This window comes from Pseudomonas sp. GW821-FHT01C01 (genome assembly GCF_059422645.1).
The window spans coordinates 113,853-131,618 of record NZ_JBWKXF010000005.1 but is presented as its reverse complement, the minus strand read 5'-3'; the positions used below and the strand labels follow the sequence as shown (position 1 = coordinate 131,618).

At 59.1% G+C, this 17,766-nt stretch carries 19 protein-coding genes and 1 tRNA gene; 12 read left to right on the top strand and 8 right to left on the bottom strand.

The window, feature by feature from the left end; translation table 11 throughout:
- Positions 1-121 precede the first annotated feature (121 nt).
- Genes AC07XF_RS05455 through AC07XF_RS05445 form a run of 3 tightly spaced genes read left to right on the top strand, consistent with a single transcriptional unit; the run spans position 122 to position 3,546 of the window.
- The gene (locus AC07XF_RS05455) at positions 122-1,417 is read left to right on the top strand and encodes a murein hydrolase activator EnvC family protein (protein ID WP_495025698.1); all 1,296 of its coding nucleotides are present in this window, start codon (positions 122-124) and stop codon (positions 1,415-1,417) included.
- Between the two features lie 31 nt (positions 1,418-1,448).
- The gene (locus tag AC07XF_RS05450) at positions 1,449-2,768 is read left to right on the top strand and encodes a S41 family peptidase (RefSeq protein ID WP_111286749.1); all 1,320 of its coding nucleotides are present in this window, start codon (positions 1,449-1,451) and stop codon (positions 2,766-2,768) included.
- 1 nt (position 2,769) lies between these two features.
- A complete protein-coding gene (locus tag AC07XF_RS05445) occupies positions 2,770-3,546 on the top strand; it encodes a divergent polysaccharide deacetylase family protein (protein WP_495025697.1) in 777 nt (258 codons plus the stop codon).
- A gap of 126 nt (positions 3,547-3,672) precedes the next feature.
- On the opposite strand, the gene AC07XF_RS05440 is transcribed toward AC07XF_RS05445, so the two are convergent.
- From AC07XF_RS05440 to AC07XF_RS05410, 7 genes are all read right to left on the bottom strand, one after another.
- Positions 3,673-4,428 carry a substrate-binding periplasmic protein gene (locus AC07XF_RS05440; RefSeq protein ID WP_495025696.1) on the bottom strand — a complete coding sequence of 252 codons (756 nt, stop codon included), beginning with the start codon at positions 4,426-4,428 and terminating at the stop codon, positions 3,673-3,675.
- Positions 4,429-4,510: 82 nt separating this feature from the next.
- Positions 4,511-5,281: an imidazole glycerol phosphate synthase subunit HisF gene (gene hisF, locus AC07XF_RS05435; RefSeq protein ID WP_007972752.1), complete on the bottom strand. Its 771-nt coding sequence runs from the start codon at positions 5,279-5,281 to the stop codon at positions 4,511-4,513.
- Positions 5,282-5,290: 9 nt separating this feature from the next.
- Positions 5,291-6,028, bottom strand: coding sequence for a 1-(5-phosphoribosyl)-5-[(5-phosphoribosylamino)methylideneamino]imidazole-4-carboxamide isomerase (gene hisA / locus AC07XF_RS05430; RefSeq protein ID WP_007972753.1), 738 nt, complete (start codon positions 6,026-6,028; stop codon positions 5,291-5,293).
- Positions 6,029-6,070: 42 nt separating this feature from the next.
- Positions 6,071-6,331, bottom strand: coding sequence for a DUF2164 domain-containing protein (locus tag AC07XF_RS05425; RefSeq protein WP_495025695.1), 261 nt, complete (start codon positions 6,329-6,331; stop codon positions 6,071-6,073).
- Positions 6,332-6,970, bottom strand: coding sequence for an imidazole glycerol phosphate synthase subunit HisH (gene hisH / locus AC07XF_RS05420; RefSeq protein WP_007989198.1), 639 nt, complete (start codon positions 6,968-6,970; stop codon positions 6,332-6,334).
- Positions 6,970-7,563, bottom strand: a complete 594-nt coding sequence (gene hisB, locus AC07XF_RS05415) for an imidazoleglycerol-phosphate dehydratase HisB (RefSeq protein WP_003186751.1) — start codon at positions 7,561-7,563, stop codon at positions 6,970-6,972. Before hisB ends, hisH begins: the two co-directional genes overlap by 1 nt.
- Before the next feature lie 258 nt (positions 7,564-7,821).
- Positions 7,822-9,486: an OFA family MFS transporter gene (locus tag AC07XF_RS05410; RefSeq protein WP_495025694.1), complete on the bottom strand. Its 1,665-nt coding sequence runs from the start codon at positions 9,484-9,486 to the stop codon at positions 7,822-7,824.
- 232 nt (positions 9,487-9,718) lie between these two features.
- Between AC07XF_RS05410 and AC07XF_RS05405 the strand changes: the two genes are divergently transcribed.
- The 9 genes from AC07XF_RS05405 (at position 9,719) to AC07XF_RS05365 (ending at position 16,978) form a co-directional block, all read left to right on the top strand.
- Positions 9,719-10,123 (top strand): acetyl-CoA sensor PanZ family protein, encoded by a 405-nt coding sequence (locus tag AC07XF_RS05405; protein WP_495025693.1) that lies wholly within the window; start codon positions 9,719-9,721, stop codon positions 10,121-10,123.
- Between the two features lie 78 nt (positions 10,124-10,201).
- Positions 10,202-12,433 (top strand): AsmA family protein, encoded by a 2,232-nt coding sequence (locus AC07XF_RS05400; RefSeq protein ID WP_495025692.1) that lies wholly within the window; start codon positions 10,202-10,204, stop codon positions 12,431-12,433.
- The gene (gene mutY, locus AC07XF_RS05395; protein WP_495025691.1) at positions 12,430-13,497 is read left to right on the top strand and encodes an A/G-specific adenine glycosylase; all 1,068 of its coding nucleotides are present in this window, start codon (positions 12,430-12,432) and stop codon (positions 13,495-13,497) included. The genes AC07XF_RS05400 and mutY overlap by 4 nt, the downstream gene beginning before the upstream one ends.
- Positions 13,494-13,766 (top strand): oxidative damage protection protein, encoded by a 273-nt coding sequence (locus AC07XF_RS05390; RefSeq protein WP_007989188.1) that lies wholly within the window; start codon positions 13,494-13,496, stop codon positions 13,764-13,766. The genes mutY and AC07XF_RS05390 overlap by 4 nt, the downstream gene beginning before the upstream one ends.
- 103 nt (positions 13,767-13,869) lie before the next feature.
- Positions 13,870-13,945 (top strand) — tRNA-Phe (locus AC07XF_RS05385).
- A gap of 208 nt (positions 13,946-14,153) precedes the next feature.
- Positions 14,154-15,359 carry a tyrosine-type recombinase/integrase gene (locus AC07XF_RS05380; protein ID WP_495025690.1) on the top strand — a complete coding sequence of 402 codons (1,206 nt, stop codon included), beginning with the start codon at positions 14,154-14,156 and terminating at the stop codon, positions 15,357-15,359.
- 85 nt (positions 15,360-15,444) lie between these two features.
- Positions 15,445-16,320 (top strand): DUF6387 family protein, encoded by an 876-nt coding sequence (locus AC07XF_RS05375; RefSeq protein WP_495025689.1) that lies wholly within the window; start codon positions 15,445-15,447, stop codon positions 16,318-16,320.
- A gap of 105 nt (positions 16,321-16,425) precedes the next feature.
- The gene (locus AC07XF_RS05370) at positions 16,426-16,680 is read left to right on the top strand and encodes a helix-turn-helix transcriptional regulator (protein ID WP_495025688.1); all 255 of its coding nucleotides are present in this window, start codon (positions 16,426-16,428) and stop codon (positions 16,678-16,680) included.
- Between the two features lies 1 nt (position 16,681).
- On the top strand, positions 16,682-16,978 hold the full coding sequence (locus tag AC07XF_RS05365; protein WP_495025687.1) for a helix-turn-helix domain-containing protein: 297 nt from the start codon (positions 16,682-16,684) through the stop codon (positions 16,976-16,978).
- Positions 16,979-17,013: 35 nt separating this feature from the next.
- On the opposite strand, the gene AC07XF_RS05360 is transcribed toward AC07XF_RS05365, so the two are convergent.
- On the bottom strand, positions 17,014-17,355 hold the full coding sequence (locus tag AC07XF_RS05360) for an addiction module antidote protein (RefSeq protein ID WP_495025686.1): 342 nt from the start codon (positions 17,353-17,355) through the stop codon (positions 17,014-17,016).
- Positions 17,356-17,766 lie beyond the last annotated feature (411 nt).

Below are 17,766 nucleotides of genomic sequence, written 5' to 3'. Positions count from 1 at the left end.
GCTCCCACTTTGCTTTGTGGTGTTTTTCCGCCCAGTTATCACACAGTCAGAAATGGGCATTTTTTTTGCCGCCCATGGCGGGCATACTAGGCCGTCCCTTTCCCTGGTGCCGCCCGCCCCTATGCTTCGCGTCCTGATAGCCCTAGCTCTGACATGCCTGCTCCAACCGGCCTTTGCTGACGAGCGCGCAGACACCCAACAACAGTTGGACGCCACGCGTCAGGACATTGCCGAGCTGAAGAAACTGCTGGGCAAGCTGCAGGAAGAAAAATCCGGTGTGCAGAAAGAGCTCAAGGGCACCGAAACCGAAATGGGCAAGCTTGAGAAACAGGTCGAAGCCCTGCAAAAAGAGCTGAAGAAAAGCGAAGCCGAGTTGCAGCGACTCGATGCGGAGAAAAAAAAACTCCAGAGCGCGCGCACTGAACAGCAACGACTGATCGCCATGCAGGCCCGGGCGGCGTACCAGAACGGTCGTCAGGAATACCTCAAGCTGCTGCTCAACCAGCAGAATCCGGAAAAATTCGCCCGTACCCTCACCTATTACGATTACCTGAGCCAGGCTCGCCTGGAGCAGTTGAAGAACTTCAACGAAACCCTGCGCCAACTGAGCAATGTCGAGAAAGACATCGCCATGCAGCAGGCGCAATTGCTGGTACAGCAAAGCAGCCTCGACACCCAGCGTGGCGAACTCGAGAAAGTCCGCCAGGAACGCCAGCAAGTCCTGGCCAAACTCAATGACGACGTAAAGGCTCGCGATCAGAAACTGGCGGCACGCGAGCAGGATCAGGCAGACCTGTCTAAAGTCCTTAAAACCATTGAAGAAACCCTGGCCCGCCAGGCCCGTGAGGCAGAAGAAGCGCGGCAAAAAGCGCTGATTGCCCAGCAGGAAGCCGAAAAAAAGCGTTTACGTGAGGCCCAGGCGCAGGCTGATGCCAGCGACGACGCCCCACGCAAACCGGTCAAGTCGACACCTGGTGCACTGGTTTCCAGCTCCGGCGAGACCTTTGGCGGTCCGTTTGCATCAACCCGCGGCAAACTTCCCTGGCCTGTCGATGGTCGACTGTTGGCGCGTTTCGGTGAAAACCGTGGCGACGATGCCCGGACCAAGTGGGATGGCGTGATGATCGGCGCGTCTGCCGGCAGTGCGGTGCATGCCGTGCACGGTGGTCGCGTGGTGTTTGCCGACTGGTTGCGTGGCGCCGGGCTGCTGGTGATTCTCGACCACGGCAATGGTTATTTGAGTCTGTACGGTCACAACCAGACGCTGCTCAAGTCTGCGGGTGACGTTGTAAAAGCCGGTGAGCCTATTTCCACTGTCGGTAACAGTGGCGGGCAGGACACACCAGCGCTGTATTTCGCAATTCGTCAGCAGGGTCACCCGAGTGACCCTGCGCAATGGTGTCACGCGCAAGGATAAGCGCGTCGCCTAATTCAGGAGTTCGTTCGACATGCTGCATTTGTCCCGCCTTACCTCGCTGGCCCTGACGATCGCCCTGGTGATCGGCGCGCCTTTGGCGTTTGCCGCTCAACCAGCCCCGGCGGTTGCGCCTGCGGGCACTGCTGCGACCACCAAGGCGCCATTGCCGCTGGACGAGTTGCGCACCTTTGCCGAGGTGATGGACCGGATCAAAGCCGCTTATGTCGAACCGGTGGACGACAAGACCCTGCTGGAAAACGCCATCAAGGGAATGCTCAGCAACCTCGACCCGCATTCCGCCTACCTCGGCCCTGAAGATTTCGCCGAGTTGCAGGAAAGCACCAGCGGTGAGTTCGGTGGCCTTGGCATCGAAGTCGGCGCCGAAGATGGCTTCATCAAAGTGGTGTCGCCCATTGACGACACCCCGGCCTCCAAGGCCGGCATCCAGGCCGGCGACTTCATCGTCAAGATCAACGGCCAGCCCACCCGTGGCCAGAGCATGACCGAAGCCGTGGACAAGATGCGCGGCAAGATCGGCCAGAAGATCACCCTGACCCTGGTGCGCGACGGCGGCACGCCGTTCGACGTGACCCTGGCTCGCGCCGTCATCCAGGTGAAGAGCGTGAAGAGCCAGCTGCTGGAATCCGGCTACGGCTACATCCGCATCACCCAGTTCCAGGTCAAGACCGGCGAAGAGGTTTCCAAGGCCCTGGCCAAGCTGCGCAAGGACAACGGCAAGAAGCTCAAAGGCATCATCCTCGACCTGCGCAACAACCCGGGTGGCGTGTTGCAGGCCGCGGTGGAAGTGGTCGATCACTTCATCACCAAGGGCCTGATCGTCTACACCAAGGGCCGCATCGCCAATTCGGAGCTGCGCTTCTCCGCTACCGGCAAGGACGAAAGCGAAGCCGTACCGATGGTCGTACTGATCAACGGCGGCAGCGCCTCGGCTTCGGAAATTGTCGCCGGCGCCCTGCAGGATCAGAAACGCGCCGTGCTGATGGGCACCACCAGTTTCGGCAAGGGCTCGGTGCAAACCGTACTGCCGCTGAACAATGAACGCGCATTGAAGATCACCACAGCGTTGTACTACACGCCGAACGGCCGCTCGATCCAGGCCCAGGGCATCGTGCCGGACATCGAAGTACGCAAGGCCAAGATTACCAGCGAGCAGGACAGCGACTACTTCAAGGAAGCCGATCTGCAAGGTCACCTGGGCAATGGCAACGGCGGCGCCGACAAACCGACCGGCTCCAGCGGCAAAGCCAAACCTATGCCGCAGGACGACGATTACCAATTGGCCCAGGCCCTGAGCCTGCTCAAAGGGCTGAGCATCACGTCCGGCCGCTGAGATGCTTCTGCGGTTGCTGATTGGTCTGTTGTGTTGTCTGGCGGGTGTTGCTCACGCAGAACCCGCCGGATCGACGCCTCACAAAGCCTACCTGAGTCTGATCATCGATGACCTGGGGCAGAACCTGCCCCGGGATCGCCGTGTGCTGGCCCTGCCCGGCCCGGTGACCACGGCGATCATGCCCGACACGCCCCACGCGACCGAATTCGCCCGAGAAGCCCATCGCGCCGGCAAAATCGTCATTCTGCACATGCCCATGGATCCGGCCACCGGACCGTTCGCCTGGCATCCCGAGCTGCCAGTCGATGAGCTGGAAAAACGCCTGAACGCCGCGTTCAAAATGGTCCCATACACCAGCGGCATCAACAATCACATGGGCAGCCGCATGACCGCACAACCCGCGGCGATGGCCTGGCTGATGGCGGACTTGCAACGACGGCACAAATTCTTCGTCGACAGCCGCACCAGCGCCCGGACCGTAGCCGCTGCCGAAGCGCAGAAGATCGGTTTGGCCAGCGTTTCGCGGGATGTGTTCCTCGACGATGAACGTACTGAAGCAGCGATCTTCACCCAGTTGCAGACAGCGATCAGCCTCGCGCACAAGCAGGGCTCGGCGGTGATGATCGGGCATCCGTATCCGCAGACGCTGGCGGTACTGGAACGCGAACTGCCCAAGCTCAAGGCCCAGGGGATCGAGTGGATTGATATCCGGCAGATGATCAGTGTGCGCGGTAATCGGGCAACCGCAGCGCATGGCAAAGATGGGGTGTACCGCTAACCCGCGGCACCGCATAACAAATGTGGGAGCGGGCTTGCTCGCGAAGGCGGTTTGTCAGACACCATTAATGTCGACTGACACGACGCCTTCGCGAGCAAGCCCGCTCCCACATATAAGCATTGGGTGTTAGAGATACCGCCCCATAATCTCGTCCACCACGCCTTCCTTGCGCAGCTGATCCAGCGCGGCTTGCAGCTTGGCGACGGTTTCGTCCGGCACGTCCTTGTTCAGCGCCAGATACAGTTCGGCACTGTTGAAACGCAGTACGGTTTTCAACCCGTTAACCCCTTCCTGACGCGCCAGATAGCGCCCGGCCGGGTCACCGGTAGCCCACAGGTCGATCTGACCGTTAACCAGTTTCCTGGCGTTGTCCTGATCACGCAGCACAACGATCGGGTTGAGGCCTTGCTTGGCCAGCGTCTCGGCAATCGCGTCGCCCTTGTAGGCGCCGATCTTGTATTTGCGCGCGTCATTCAAGGTTTCGAGGGTGATCTTGCTGTCCGCCCTGGCCAGCATGATCCAGTCGTCCGGGCCAATTGGGCCGACCCATTTGAATAGCTTCTCGCGATCCGGCAGCCGCGCCATGACGAATACGCCGTAACCGGGTTTTTCCAGGGTGAGCTTGTAGATTCGCTCCCAAGGGAAACGCAGCGTCAGGCTGTAGGTAATGTCGGCGCGCTTGAACATCTCGCGGACGATATCGGTGGCGATGCCATTGATGTTCTCGTCCTGAGCGAAGTTCTTGCCGTTCTTCGCCATGTTGTACGGCGGGAAGTTTTCCGTCAGCAACACCAGGTCGGTATCGGGGCTGTCTTTAGCGTGTGCTCCGCTGATCAACAACAGAGAAGCGCTGGCAAGGACGAGAAGAAAGCGTCTGAGCATGTCTGGCTACCGAAATCCATGGCGTACCCAAGAGTGCCTTGGGTACGCCATGGTGTCCACTGGCCTGTATCGTTTTTGGCGTTTAGCGCATCACGATTCCGCGATGAGCCATATACGCCTTGGCTTCCTGCACGGTGTATTCGCCGAAGTGGAAAATACTCGCCGCCAGTACAGCGCTGGCGTGGCCTTCGATAATGCCGTCCGCCAGGTGCTGCAGATTGCCAACACCGCCGGAAGCGATCACCGGAATGCCCAGCGCATCGCTGATGGCGCGGGTGACGCCCAGGTCAAAACCGTTTTTCATGCCGTCCTGGTCCATGCTGGTCAGCAGGATCTCACCGGCGCCCAGGCCTTCCATTTTCTTCGCCCACTCGACCGCATCGAGGCCGGTCGGCTTGCGCCCGCCGTGGGTGAAGATCTCCCAGCGCGGGGTTTCGCCAGGTCCCGAGACCTTCTTCGCGTCGATCGCAACCACGATGCATTGCGAACCGAAATGCTGCGCCGCTTCGCCGACGAATTCCGGGTTGAACACCGCGGCGGTGTTGATCGAGACCTTGTCCGCACCGGCATTGAGCAGGTTGCGAATGTCCTGCACGGTACGCACGCCACCGCCCACGGTCAGCGGGATGAACACCTGGCTGGCCATGCGCTCGACGGTGTGCAGCGTGGTGTCGCGGCCGTCGACGCTGGCAGTGATGTCGAGAAAGGTAATCTCGTCGGCGCCTTGCTCGTCGTAACGACGGGCAATTTCCACCGGGTCACCGGCGTCGCGGATGTTTTCGAATTTCACACCTTTGACCACCCGGCCGTTGTCCACGTCCAGGCAAGGGATGATGCGTTTGGCCAGCGCCATGGTCAGTCCTCAGCCTTTGTACGAATCGCAGAAAGCTTGCGCTTCGGCGACATCGAGGGTGCCTTCGTAGATCGCGCGGCCGGTAATGGCGCCGATGATGCCCGGTGCCTTGGCGTCGAGCAGGGTCTTGATGTCACCCAGGTTGTGGATGCCGCCGGAAGCGATCACCGGGATCTTTGTCGCCGCAGCCAACGCCGCAGTGAACGGTACGTTGCAGCCCTGCATCATGCCGTCTTTGGCGATGTCGGTGTAAACGATGGCGGACACGCCGTCGGCTTCAAATTGCTTTGCCAGGTCGATCACCTGAATGGTGCTGATTTCAGCCCAACCGTCGGTGGCAACGAAACCGTCCTTGGCGTCCAGGCCAACAATCACTTTGCCCGGGAAGGCGCGGCAGGCTTCGGCAACGAAGGCCGGATCTTTCACAGCCTTGGTGCCGATGATCACGTAGCTCACGCCCGCTTTCACGTAGTGCTCGATGGTTTCCAGGGAGCGGATACCGCCGCCGATCTGAATCGGCAGGTTCGGGTAGCGTTTGGCGATGGCGGTGACCACTTCGCCGTTGACCGGCTGGCCTTCGAATGCGCCGTTCAGGTCGACCAGATGCAGACGGCGGCAACCGCCCTCCACCCACTTGGCAGCCATGCTCACCGGATCATCGGAGAACACCGTGGAATCTTCCATGCGGCCCTGGCGCAGACGAACACAGGCACCATCTTTAAGATCGATAGCAGGAATAATCAGCATCTGGCAAACCTTCAGAATTGAATGTTCAGCTTGGCTCGAAAATCAGTTTTTCTCGAGCGCCCACAAGTCGCTTTCGATGCTTTCGAACCTCTCTTTGAGGTGCGCCTGCACATCGAAAATCGCCCTGTTGTAATAGTGCGGAGCAATTTCACGGGTAAACAGCTCAAGAATCTCAGCCGCCTCGAACGAGCCGAGGTCGAGTTCGAAGCGATCTTCCATGAAACGCTTGATCTTGCTGTTCGCCTCGTTTTCCTGCTCAGGTGTGAGAGTCAGGATCGGCGGCTTGGATTTCTTGACGGCCATTTACCAGCGACCATCCCACGCAGCGAAGTTCTGCAGCAACTGCAGGCCATGGGTATGGCTTTTCTCCGGGTGGAACTGCACGGCGAAACGCGAGCCTTCGGCCAGTGCCGCGGCGAAATCGACACCGTAGTGACCGCCACCCACGACCTGACGCGCGTTGGCGGCAGCGATGTAGTAGCTGTGCACGAAGTAGAACCGCGCCAGATCCGGAATGTCGTGCCACAGCGGGTGACTCACCTTCTGCTTCACTTCGTTCCAGCCCATGTGCGGCACTTTCAGGTGTTCACCGTCCTCGACCAGATCCTTGCCGAAGAACTTCACCTGGCCCGGGAACAGGCCGATGCAGTCAACACCGTCGTTCTCTTCGCTGGTATCGAGCAAGGCTTGCATGCCCACGCAGATGCCAAGGAACGGACGATCCTGACTGACTTCACGCACCAGCGAATCGAAACCGAGGCGACGGATCTCCGCCATGCAATCGCGGATGGCACCGACACCGGGGAAAACTACCCGGTCGGCTTCGCGAATCACGTTGGCATCGCTGGTGATCAGCACCTTGCCGGCACCCACGTGCTCGAGGGCCTTGGCCACCGAGTGCAGGTTGCCCATGCCGTAATCGATAACCGCGACTGTCTGCATTACAGGACGCCCTTGGTCGAAGGCATTTGCCCGGCCATGCGGTCATCGAGCTCGACGGCCATGCGCAGGGCGCGGCCGAAAGCCTTGAACACGGTTTCGATCTGGTGGTGGGTGTTATGCCCACGCAGATTGTCGATGTGCAAGGTGACGTTGGCGTGGTTGACGAAGCCCTGGAAGAATTCCTGGAACAGGTCAACGTCGAAGCCTCCGACGGTGGCACGGGTGTACGGAACATGCATCTGCAGGCCGGGACGGCCGGAGAAATCGATCACCACGCGCGACAGCGCTTCATCGAGCGGCACGTAGGCGTGGCCGTAGCGACGGATGCCTTTCTTGTCGCCGATGGCTTTGGTGAAGGCCTGGCCGAGGGTGATACCGACGTCTTCCACGGTGTGGTGGTCATCGATATGCAGGTCGCCCTTGCTGACAATATCCAGGTCGATCAGCCCGTGACGGGCGATCTGGTCCAGCATGTGCTCAAGAAAAGGTACACCGATATCGAATCGGGCCTTTCCGGTGCCATCGAGGTTGATCGAGGCTTTGATCTGGGTTTCCAGAGTGTCGCGCTCGACAGACGCCTTACGTTCGGCCATCACCAGCTCCGCAAAATCATTGGGCGAAAAAGGCAGCCATTATAGGCGTGCGGGCGCCAAACAGAAACACGGGAGGTGATATCCCTGACGGAGTGAATCCGGGGGTGGCAGAGGTGTACATGTCAGTACAAGCCGGCATTCATTGCAAATGCATGGCTTTTGACCTTTTGTAGGAGCTGGCTTGCCAGCGATGGCGGTGTGTCTGGCACACCGCGTTGCATTGATCGCCGGCAAGCCGGCTCCTACAGGGGGTTGGTGTTAGTGGAAGAGTACCGCCGTCTTCTGCAGGGTCACCCACACACCCCACGCCAGCGGAATCCCTACCACCAGCCAGGCAGCCACCGCCAGCGGCTTGGTGCCTGGGGCGGCTTTCCACTCCAGCACGGTACTGCCGTCAGCGCCTTTGTCATGGCCCAGCGCCTGTTCGGCGGCCAGTTCGGCGTCGGTCATGAAGTACTTGTCCGCCACCGGACGCACCAGCAGGTTGCACAGGAAACCCAACACCAGCAGGCCGGCGAGGATGTACAGGGTGATGTCGTACGCCGCTGCGCGCTCGACGCCGATACTCAGTTGATACTCACGCAGGTAGTTCACCAGTACCGGACCGAGCACGCCGGCAGCAGCCCACGCCGTCAGTAGACGACCGTGAATCGCACCGACCATTTGCGTACCGAACAGGTCAGCCAGATACGCCGGAACCGTCGCGAAACCACCGCCGTACATCGACAGGATGACGCAGAACGCCGCCACGAACAGCGCGATATTACCCAGGTGCCCCATGTTCGGAATCAACGCATACAGAGCAAAGCCCAGGGCGAAGAACACGAAGTAAGTGTTTTTGCGGCCCAGATAATCCGAGAACGAAGCCCAGAAGAATCGGCCACCAATGTTGAACAGACTGAGCAAACCGGTGAAACCGGCAGCGATGGCGGCAATCGAAGCCAGTTGCGAAGCATCGAGTTGGCCGAACGCCAGGTCATTGCCCAGCAACTTGCCAGCGAACACTTCCTGCAACAGCGGCGACGCCATGCCGAGGATGCCGATACCGGCCGATACGTTCAGGCACAGCACCAGCCACACCAGACGGAACTGCGGCGTTTTCCAGGCCACATTCACGTGAACATGACGATGAGTAATCATCGCGTTCGAGGCTTTTTTCGCCGGCGCCGTCCAGCCTTCCGGCTTCCAGCCGGTTGGCGGAACGCGGTAGGACAGCGCGCCACCGATCATGAACACGAAGTAGATCGCGGCCATCACCAGGAAGCTCTGCCAGACGCCGACGCTGGTTGGCGAAGCGAAATGCCCCATCAGCGCCGCCGCCAGCGGAGCGCCGACCATTGCGCCGCCACCGAAGCCCATGATCGCCATGCCGGTCGCCATGCCGCGCTTGTCCGGGAACCACTTGATCAGGGTCGACACCGGCGAGATGTAGCCCAGGCCCAGGCCGATACCGCCAATGACCCCGGAGCCGACCCACATCAGCCAGATCTGGTGGGTATATACCCCCAGCGCCGAAATCAGCAGGCCGCCGCACCAGCACAATGCCGACACTACGCCGGCCTTGCGCGGCCCGGCATGTTCCAGCCAGCCACCCCAGATGGCGGCCGAGCAACCCAGGAAGATGAAGAACAGGGTGTAGATCCAGCCGAGCATCGAGATCGGCCAGTCACACTGGGACGAAAAGACTTGTGCGATAAAACTCATGTCTGGCGCGCAGGCCACTGGAGCCGTGATGCCCAGCGCCTTTGACAGCGGCAACCAGAACACCGAAAAGCCGTAGGCCATGCCGATGCACAAGTGGATGGCCAACGCGGCCGGCGGCACCAGCCAACGGTTGAAACCGGGCTTGGCGATGATCCGCTCCTTGGACAGGAACGCAGGCTGGCCGGCGCTGAAGCCGTCCGCCGTGATGCTCGTGGTCATTGTGTATCCCCCAATTATCAGTATGGTTCGCCAGCCACAGTTCACTCCCGGCCTTTATGCACGCAGGCATGACCGTTTTTTTCGGTGGAGCACCTTGTTATGCGACAACAGGTCGCAGAAGGACGGACGAACGGGCAAAGGTTACCATCTGCAAGTGACAGGAAAACCAAACTGACATCATCTTTTGTACGTCATCTGATCTCCCTCGCTTCATGACCTCACAGGAATCACCATGCCGATCATTGTCGAGCCGCTGAACCAAGCCACTGCCCAGGATCGGCAGGATCTGCAGAAGATCTACTGCGATGCTCCGGACTGGTTGTTCGCCCCTTTTTCCGGGGGCGCGCAGTTGATCGAAGACTGTTTGCGCGACGGCACACTGATCGCCGGACGCTTCAATGATCGCCTGCTGGGCGCGGCCCGCTTGCAACGGCACCAAGATGCCTGGCACTTGTCACAAATTTGTGTGCGAAAAATTACCCGTCGCCGTGGTGTTGCCGAGCGACTGGTTGCCGAAGCCCAAAAAATGGCCGCGCAATCGGGCATGACACTGCGCCTGCTCGCGCCTGCCGGGCATCTGGAGGCTCAGGCACTGGCCGCCAAGCTGAAACTGCCGCTGGATGTACTGCCGGCGTGATCACTGACCGGTCGTCCGTTCCGGAGCGCTATACTCCTCGGCTAAATTTTGAATTCGATTAATTACAAGGACTCGCCCATGAAAGCGTTCGGCAAAATCCTGGGTCTGGTACTTCTCGGGCTGTTGCTGATCATTGTGGCGCTGGGCTTTGCCCTGACCCACCTCTTCGATCCCAACGACTACAAAGACGAGATTCGCCAGATTGCCCGCGACAAGGCCCACATCGAGCTGACGCTCAATGGCGATATCGGCTGGAGCCTGTTCCCGTGGCTGGGCCTGGAGCTGCACGACGCCAGTGTCGCGACCCTGATCAAACCGACCGAACCGTTTGCCGACTTGCAGATGCTCGGCCTGTCGGTGCGCGTACTTCCGCTGTTGCGTCGTGAAGTGCAGATGAGCGACGTGCGCGTCGAAGGCCTGAACCTGCGCCTGAACCGCGACAAGGACGGCCACGGCAATTGGGAAGACGTCGGCAAGCTGCCGGCACCGGCCAACTCCGGCGCGACCAGCACTCCGCCCGCTGCGGCTGAACCTGCACCCGCAGCCAGCGTCGCGGCGGAAAAACCGCCGCAGCCGATCCGCCTGGACATCGACAGCCTGACCGTGAACAACGCACGGGTCGAATACAGCGACGAAAAAACCGGCAAGAGCTACAGCGCCGAAAGTATTCAGTTGAGCACCGGTGCGGTTCACGACTCCGTCAACATTCCACTCAAGCTCACGGCTTTCCTGTCAGCCAACCAGCCCGCATTGCGAGTGCGCACCGAACTCAATGGTGAGCTGCGTATCGCACGTGCACTGCAGCGCTATCAGTTCGAAGACATGAGATTTTCAGGTGAAGTGACCGGCGACCCATTGCAAGGCAAGACCATGACCTTCTCCGCCCAGGGCCAACTGGTACTGGACAAGGCCGCCAATGTCGCCGAGTGGACCGGAATCAAGATCTCCGCCAACCAACTGCGGGCACTGGGTGAACTGAAGGTCAACGACCTCGACAAGACGCCACAAGTCAGCGGCGGCATATCGATTGCCCAGTTCGACCTGCCGAAATTCGTCGAAAGCATCGGCCAGAAGCTCCCGGCCATGGCCGAAGGCAGCCTGAGCAAAGTCGAGCTGGTCAGCCGATTGGCCGCGACACCGACCAGCCTGGTGCTCGACAACATCAGCCTGAAGGTCGACGACAGCACCTTCAGCGGGCGCGTTGCCGTCGAAGACTTCGCCAGGCAATCGCTACGCGCAGTGCTCAAGGCCGACACCTTCAACGTCGACCGTTACCTGCCGCCGAAATCCGCCGAGGCCAATAGCACGACACAAGTGCGCCAGGCCGAAGTCGCCAGCACCGAAGCCGATGCCATGGCCGGCGCCGGCAGCACGCCGTTGCCGCCCGCGCCGACCAAGGACGCGTGGAGCAACGAGCGCCTGTTGCCAGTGGAACGCTTGAGCAAGCTCGATGTGGACGCCGACCTGACCTTCGGCCAGTTGACCCTGCAAAAACTGCCGATCCATAACGCCGCGCTCAAGGCCACCGGCCAGGGCGGCCTGCTGACGCTGGCCAACCTGCGCGGCGATCTGTACGAGGGTAACTTCGAAACCACCGGCACGCTGGATGTGCGCCAGCCAGTGCCGGCGCTGAACCTGCAGACGAAGATCAGCCGTGTGCCGTTGGAAAAAATCCTCGAAAGCCAGGGCAAGAATCCGCCGGCCAAAGGCCTGGTCACACTCAACAGCAACCTGACCGGCAGCGGCAACAGCCAGAAAGCGTTGATCGAGACCCTTAATGGCAATGCCAGTTTCATCATCAACAACGGCGTGCTGCTCAACGCCAACCTTGAACAACAGCTGTGCAAAGGCATCGCCACGCTCAACCGCAAAACCCTCAGCGGCGAGCCACGGGGCAAGGACACACCGTTCCAGGAACTCAAGGGCAACCTGACCTTGCGCAACGGCGTGGCCAGCAACCCGGACCTGAAAGTGCGTATCCCGGGCATGACCGTCAACGGTGACGGTGACATCGATCTGCGAGTGCTGGGCATGGACTACCGCGTCGGCATCATCGTCGAAGGCGATACCAGCGCCATGCCGGACCCTGCTTGCCAGGTGGGTGACAAGTTCGTCGGTATCGAGTGGCCACTGCGTTGCCGCGGCCCACTGGAGCTGGGCGCCAAGGCCTGCCGCGTGGATAACGAGCGCATGAGCCAGGTTGCGAGCAAACTGGCGGGCGAGCGGATCAGCGAAAAAATCGAGGAGAAATGGGGCGACAAGGTCAACCCGAAACTGAAAGACGCGCTCAAGGAACTGTTCAAGCGATGAGAGCCGAGCAGTTTTCAACGGCGGTGCTGGACTGGTTCGACCGCCATGGCCGTCACGATTTGCCCTGGCAACAGGACATCAACCCGTATCGGGTATGGGTCTCGGAAATCATGTTGCAGCAAACCCAGGTCAGCACCGTGCTGAACTACTTCGACCGCTTCATGGCCTCGTTGCCAACGGTCGAAGCCCTGGCTGCGGCACCGGAGGACGAAGTGCTGCATCTGTGGACGGGCCTGGGTTACTACACCCGCGCGCGCAATTTGCAGAAGACCGCAAAGATCGTCGTCGAGCAGTACGGCGGCGAATTTCCCCGGGACGTGGAAAAACTCACCGACCTGCCGGGGATCGGACTGTCCACCGCCGGCGCCATTGCCAGCATCAGCATGGGCCTGCGCGCGCCGATCCTCGACGGCAACGTCAAACGCGTGCTGGCGCGCTTTACCGCGCAAGAGGGCTACCCCGGCGAGCCGAAGGTCGCCAAACAGCTCTGGGCCAACGCCGAGCGCTTCACGCCGCACGACCGGGTCAACGCCTACACCCAGGCGATGATGGACCTCGGTGCCACGCTCTGCACCCGCAGCAAACCGAGCTGCCTGCTGTGCCCGCTGGAAAAGGGCTGTGAGGCGCACATGCTTGGCCTGGAGACCCGCTACCCGATCCCCAAGCCACGCAAGGCCATCCCGCAGAAGCGCACGCTGATGCCGATGCTCGCCAACGCCGAGGGCGCCATTCTGCTTTACCGTCGCCCGTCCACGGGCCTGTGGGGTGGCTTGTGGAGCCTGCCGGAGCTCGACGACCTCGACGACCTGCCGCATCTGGCATTGCAGCACTCGCTGGAACTGGGCACCCAGCAGGCATTGCCAAGCCTGGTGCACACCTTCAGCCATTTTCAGTTATCCATCGAACCCTGGCTGGTTCAGGTCCAGGAGACCGGCCATCACGTGGCCGAGGCTGACTGGCTCTGGTATAACCTCGCCACCCCGCCGCGCCTGGGCCTTGCCGCCCCGGTCAAAACCTTGCTCGAACGCGCGGCCGCCGTATTGAACGCAGGAGAGTCGTCATGACCCGCACCATCATGTGCCGCAAGTACAAAGAAGAATTGCCAGGCCTGGAGCGCGCTCCCTTCCCGGGCGCCAAAGGCCAGGACATTTTTGACCACGTCTCGCAAAAGGCCTGGGCCGACTGGCAGAAACACCAGACCCTGCTGATCAACGAAAAACGCCTGAACATGATGAACGCCGAAGATCGCAAATATCTGCAGGGCGAGATGGACAAGTACTTCTCCGGCGAGGATTACGCCAAGGCCGAAGGCTACGTACCGCCATCGGAATAACCCCGATTTATCGGGGGTCGGAACGTAAGCGACGGTAATAATTAAAATTTTTTTGAAAACTTGCTTGACGACCCCCTGAAAAACCCGTTTAATGCGCCCCGTTGCCCAGATAGCTCAGTCGGTAGAGCAGGGGATTGAAAATCCCCGTGTCGGCGGTTCGATTCCGTCTCTGGGCACCACCTTTCGTTTTCAGGTGATGCCAAGCACACCTGAAAGCACACAAAAAGCCCGCCTCGTGCGGGCTTTTTGCTTTCTACGGTTCCCAACCGTTCCCTTGTAAGCCCAAACATATGTGAGTAGATTCGTGAGTAGATCCAGTTCGGTCTAGAAATCTACTCACACCTCGGTGGCAATAAGCCCACTCGGTGCGGCCTACAAGGAGGCTGCGTGCCACTGTCAGATACCACCATCCGTACCGCCAAGCCGAAGGACAAGCTCTACAGGCTGACCGACGCCAACGGCTTATGCCTTGAAGTAACCACGACTGGCTCCAAGCTATGGCGCTATCGATACCGCTTCAACGGCAACGCAAAGATGCTGGCAATTGGCGCATACCCATCCATCACCCTGCTCAAAGCTCGTCAGACCCGCGATGAAGCCCGCCAGATGCTCATCGATGGCGTTGACCCCGGCGAGCAGAAAAAAGCCGCCAAACAGGCTCAGAAGGTCGAGGGGCTAACTTTCGAGACGCTGGCGCGAGAGTGGTTTGCCTACAACGCTCCACGCTGGGCAGAAAGCACCACCTACAAAGCTAAGCTGTATCTGGATAACGACATCATCCCCGGCATCGGCGCACGCCCGATAAAAGCCATTACCCGGCCCGAGCTGGTTGAACTGGTGCGCACGGTAGAGGCAAGAGGCACGCTCAATGCCGCTGGCAAGATTCGCCAGTGGTTACACCAGATATTCCGGTACGGCCTGGCAAAGGGCGTCGTAGAGGTCAATCCAGCCACCGACTTAAACGTGGTCGCCGCGCCAGCCAAAGCCGCTCGCCATCACCCGCACATCACCTTTGCCGAACTGCCCGAGCTGCTGGGCAAGTGCGAAGCCGCAAACATCCACGCCCTGACCCGGCACGCCATTCGCCTACTGGCGCTGACAGCCGTTCGCCCTGGTGAACTTCGCCAAGCACCTTGGACAGAGTTCGATCTAGACGCCGCCGTCTGGACGATACCCGCCGTACGCATGAAAGCCCGCCGCCCTCATGTCGTCCCCCTGCCCCGCCAGGCCGTTGCGATCCTGCACCAGCTCCAAGAAATCACTGGGCGCTATGCACTCGTTTTTGCTGGCGCCAACCCTGAACGCCCCATGAGCGAGAACACCGTCAACAAAGCGCTTCGTCTGATGGGGTACGAGGGGCGCCAGACAGGCCATGGCTTCCGCCACTTGCTCAGTACCGAGTTGAACGGGCGCGGGTACAACAAGGATTGGATTGAGCGCCAGCTCGCTCACGGCGACAGCGACGAGATACGCGGTACCTACAACCATGCCGCCTATGTCGAGCAGCGACGAGAAATGATGCAGGCCTGGGCCGACTCAATAGACGCCCTATGCGCTGGAGCTAATGTAGTGAGCATCAAGCAGAAGGCTTAGCGACTTTGACTGAATGTCGAAAATCAGATTTGCCATTTTCTGACCGACAATTTTTCAGAATTTGAGCTCACGGACTACCACAAGCATGATCAAAATTAAAGAAACCACCCAACTTCCGGAATGGTTCAATTTAGAAAAATACAGCAAGGCGAATGATCTGGACGCGGCAGGCTGGTTTATCCAGCTAAGTCATCGCAAGGAGTTTTATGACCTTTACGCAATGATGGAGCGAGAGGGGAAGGACGAGTCATCTTTTTTCATTGGTGACCCGATATTCCATAGAATGGTCCGGAAATCGCTAGAGCACCTGCGATCTCAACCAATCAAGACTTTTGCGGTCCAGACCGCCAGCTATGAAACTCTATACGCGGAGTGTAGAGCGCAAGATTACAGAAAAGACTTATCTATAAAGCCAGTCAGAGGACTGTCCCTTCAGGACTTAACGGCGCAACTTCTAACAGACCAATGGGAGGCTTCAGAAGGCATCGGCAATCTCTGCCAAGCAAATCGCTGGAAAATACTGGCGGCCTCCGAACTTGGTGAATGTCCAACCGAGCCAGTATTAGTAGGAAGCTTGGGGCAAAACGGATTTGCAACATTTGTAGATTTAAACGCAACTGATACCGTGCTGAAAAAAGCATTTGCGCTATGGCTAAAAGAGGCAAGAAAAAATTCGTCTGGCATCCCCCACAAGCAAAGCAAGTTCTACGACCGCTGGGCACGCTCTGGACTGCTACCGTACCTTGACTTGCGCATATGGGCGATGGAGAAAAAATATCACATCCCTGGCCACGTTATGTCCAAAGCAATAAATAGGAATGACACTGGCGAAGAGAACCTACGAAAGACCCTTGCCCCCATAGCCATCAGCCTGATGGACGACCTGTCAGAGCTTCAAGCACTGGCCGCCATCGAGTCCACAACCCTAGCGCCAGACGTCTCGGAAAATTCTGACGGTTGAAACTTTCCGGAAACTTACGCCTCTTGAAACTCGCCTCGATACTGCCCGTTTTAGTGTATTTAATCCGTAGCCATGTTCCCAACGCAGCCCAAGAGGTCGTAAAACATGGCACGCACTACCGACGCTACACGAAAGCAACCAGAGCAAACCGCAACACCAGCAGAGCATGCATGCCTCTTTATCAAGTTGGGAGAGGTCAAGCTCTTGACGACCTTTTCCACATCCGAGATCTACCGGCGCATAGCTGCCGGCACTTTCCCTGCGCAAGTCATGCTTGGGCCGAAGTCCGCTGTTTGGATCAAGACTGAAATACTAGACTGGTGTGAGGCGCGGATCGCAGAAAGCCGCGAGGCGGCCTGAAATGAAAAAGGCTACGATCCCCGAAGAGAAACGCAGCCAGTCGCACGGCGATACTAGCAACAAAACCACTCAATGTTCTCGCTTTCTGAAGCGCCTCCAAATGGGGCCTGTGGACACGCTTACAGCACGTAGCGAGCTGAGTATTCTGCATCCAGCTGCACGGGTTCAGGAACTCAAAGACCAGGGCCACAAGATTCAGAAACATACCCTTACTCTGACTGACGACCAAGGCCAAAAGCATCACGGAGTGGCCCTTTACTACCTCAGCACCCACCTACCAGCCGAGGTGGACGCATGATTGGAAATTACGCCGAAAACCTCACCCACTCAGGCTTATTGTCGGTTCAATCTGAGGTTGGGCGAAACGGCTTCTCCCTTAATAGTGGGGCTGAAGGCGCCAAGCTGGAGGCCGAGGGCCTTCGCCACTTTGAGGACGGTAGTGAGCTTGATGTTTTCATCACCGGACAGCGCACTATAAAGCGCGTCAAGCCCGATACCGGTGTCACGCGCCAGTTGATTCATGCTCTTCGCACGAAGAATAGTGCCAAGCGCCTGTGCGATAAGCGCCGCATTGTCTCCCGCATCGTCGATGCAAACATCAAGGTGAATAACCATGTCCTCGTCAGTCTTGAGGAACTGCGCGGGGTCCAACACTTTCGATTTGACGTTAATCATAAATACCTCCCGGAGCCTTCGCACAATGTCGAGGGCAAACCCTGTCTCAACTTTCAATTGTTCCCGACGGCTGCCAAGTACGCCCATCGCCCGTATCGTACGCCCGTCGCTGCAAATTCAGCGACTCGGGTTTGGTCACTCGATAACGTAAAAGGCACACAAGCGCCCCATAAAAACGCAGGCACTTTTTTTGTGCCTGTCGTTTGGACTTATGGCAGCTGTATGTGGGAGGCGTTCGCGCCTGCCGGGTTCCTTTTGCCCCGGTTGACCAACCTGCATACAGTTCGCCTCCATTCGTTTGGTCACGAAGGTGGCGGCTCCCCCGCAAAGGGGGCTGTACCCATGCAATACATCTTAGGCCTCAATCCATCCAGAATCCGCGCACTTGCTCACCGCCGCCTGGCATTGCGA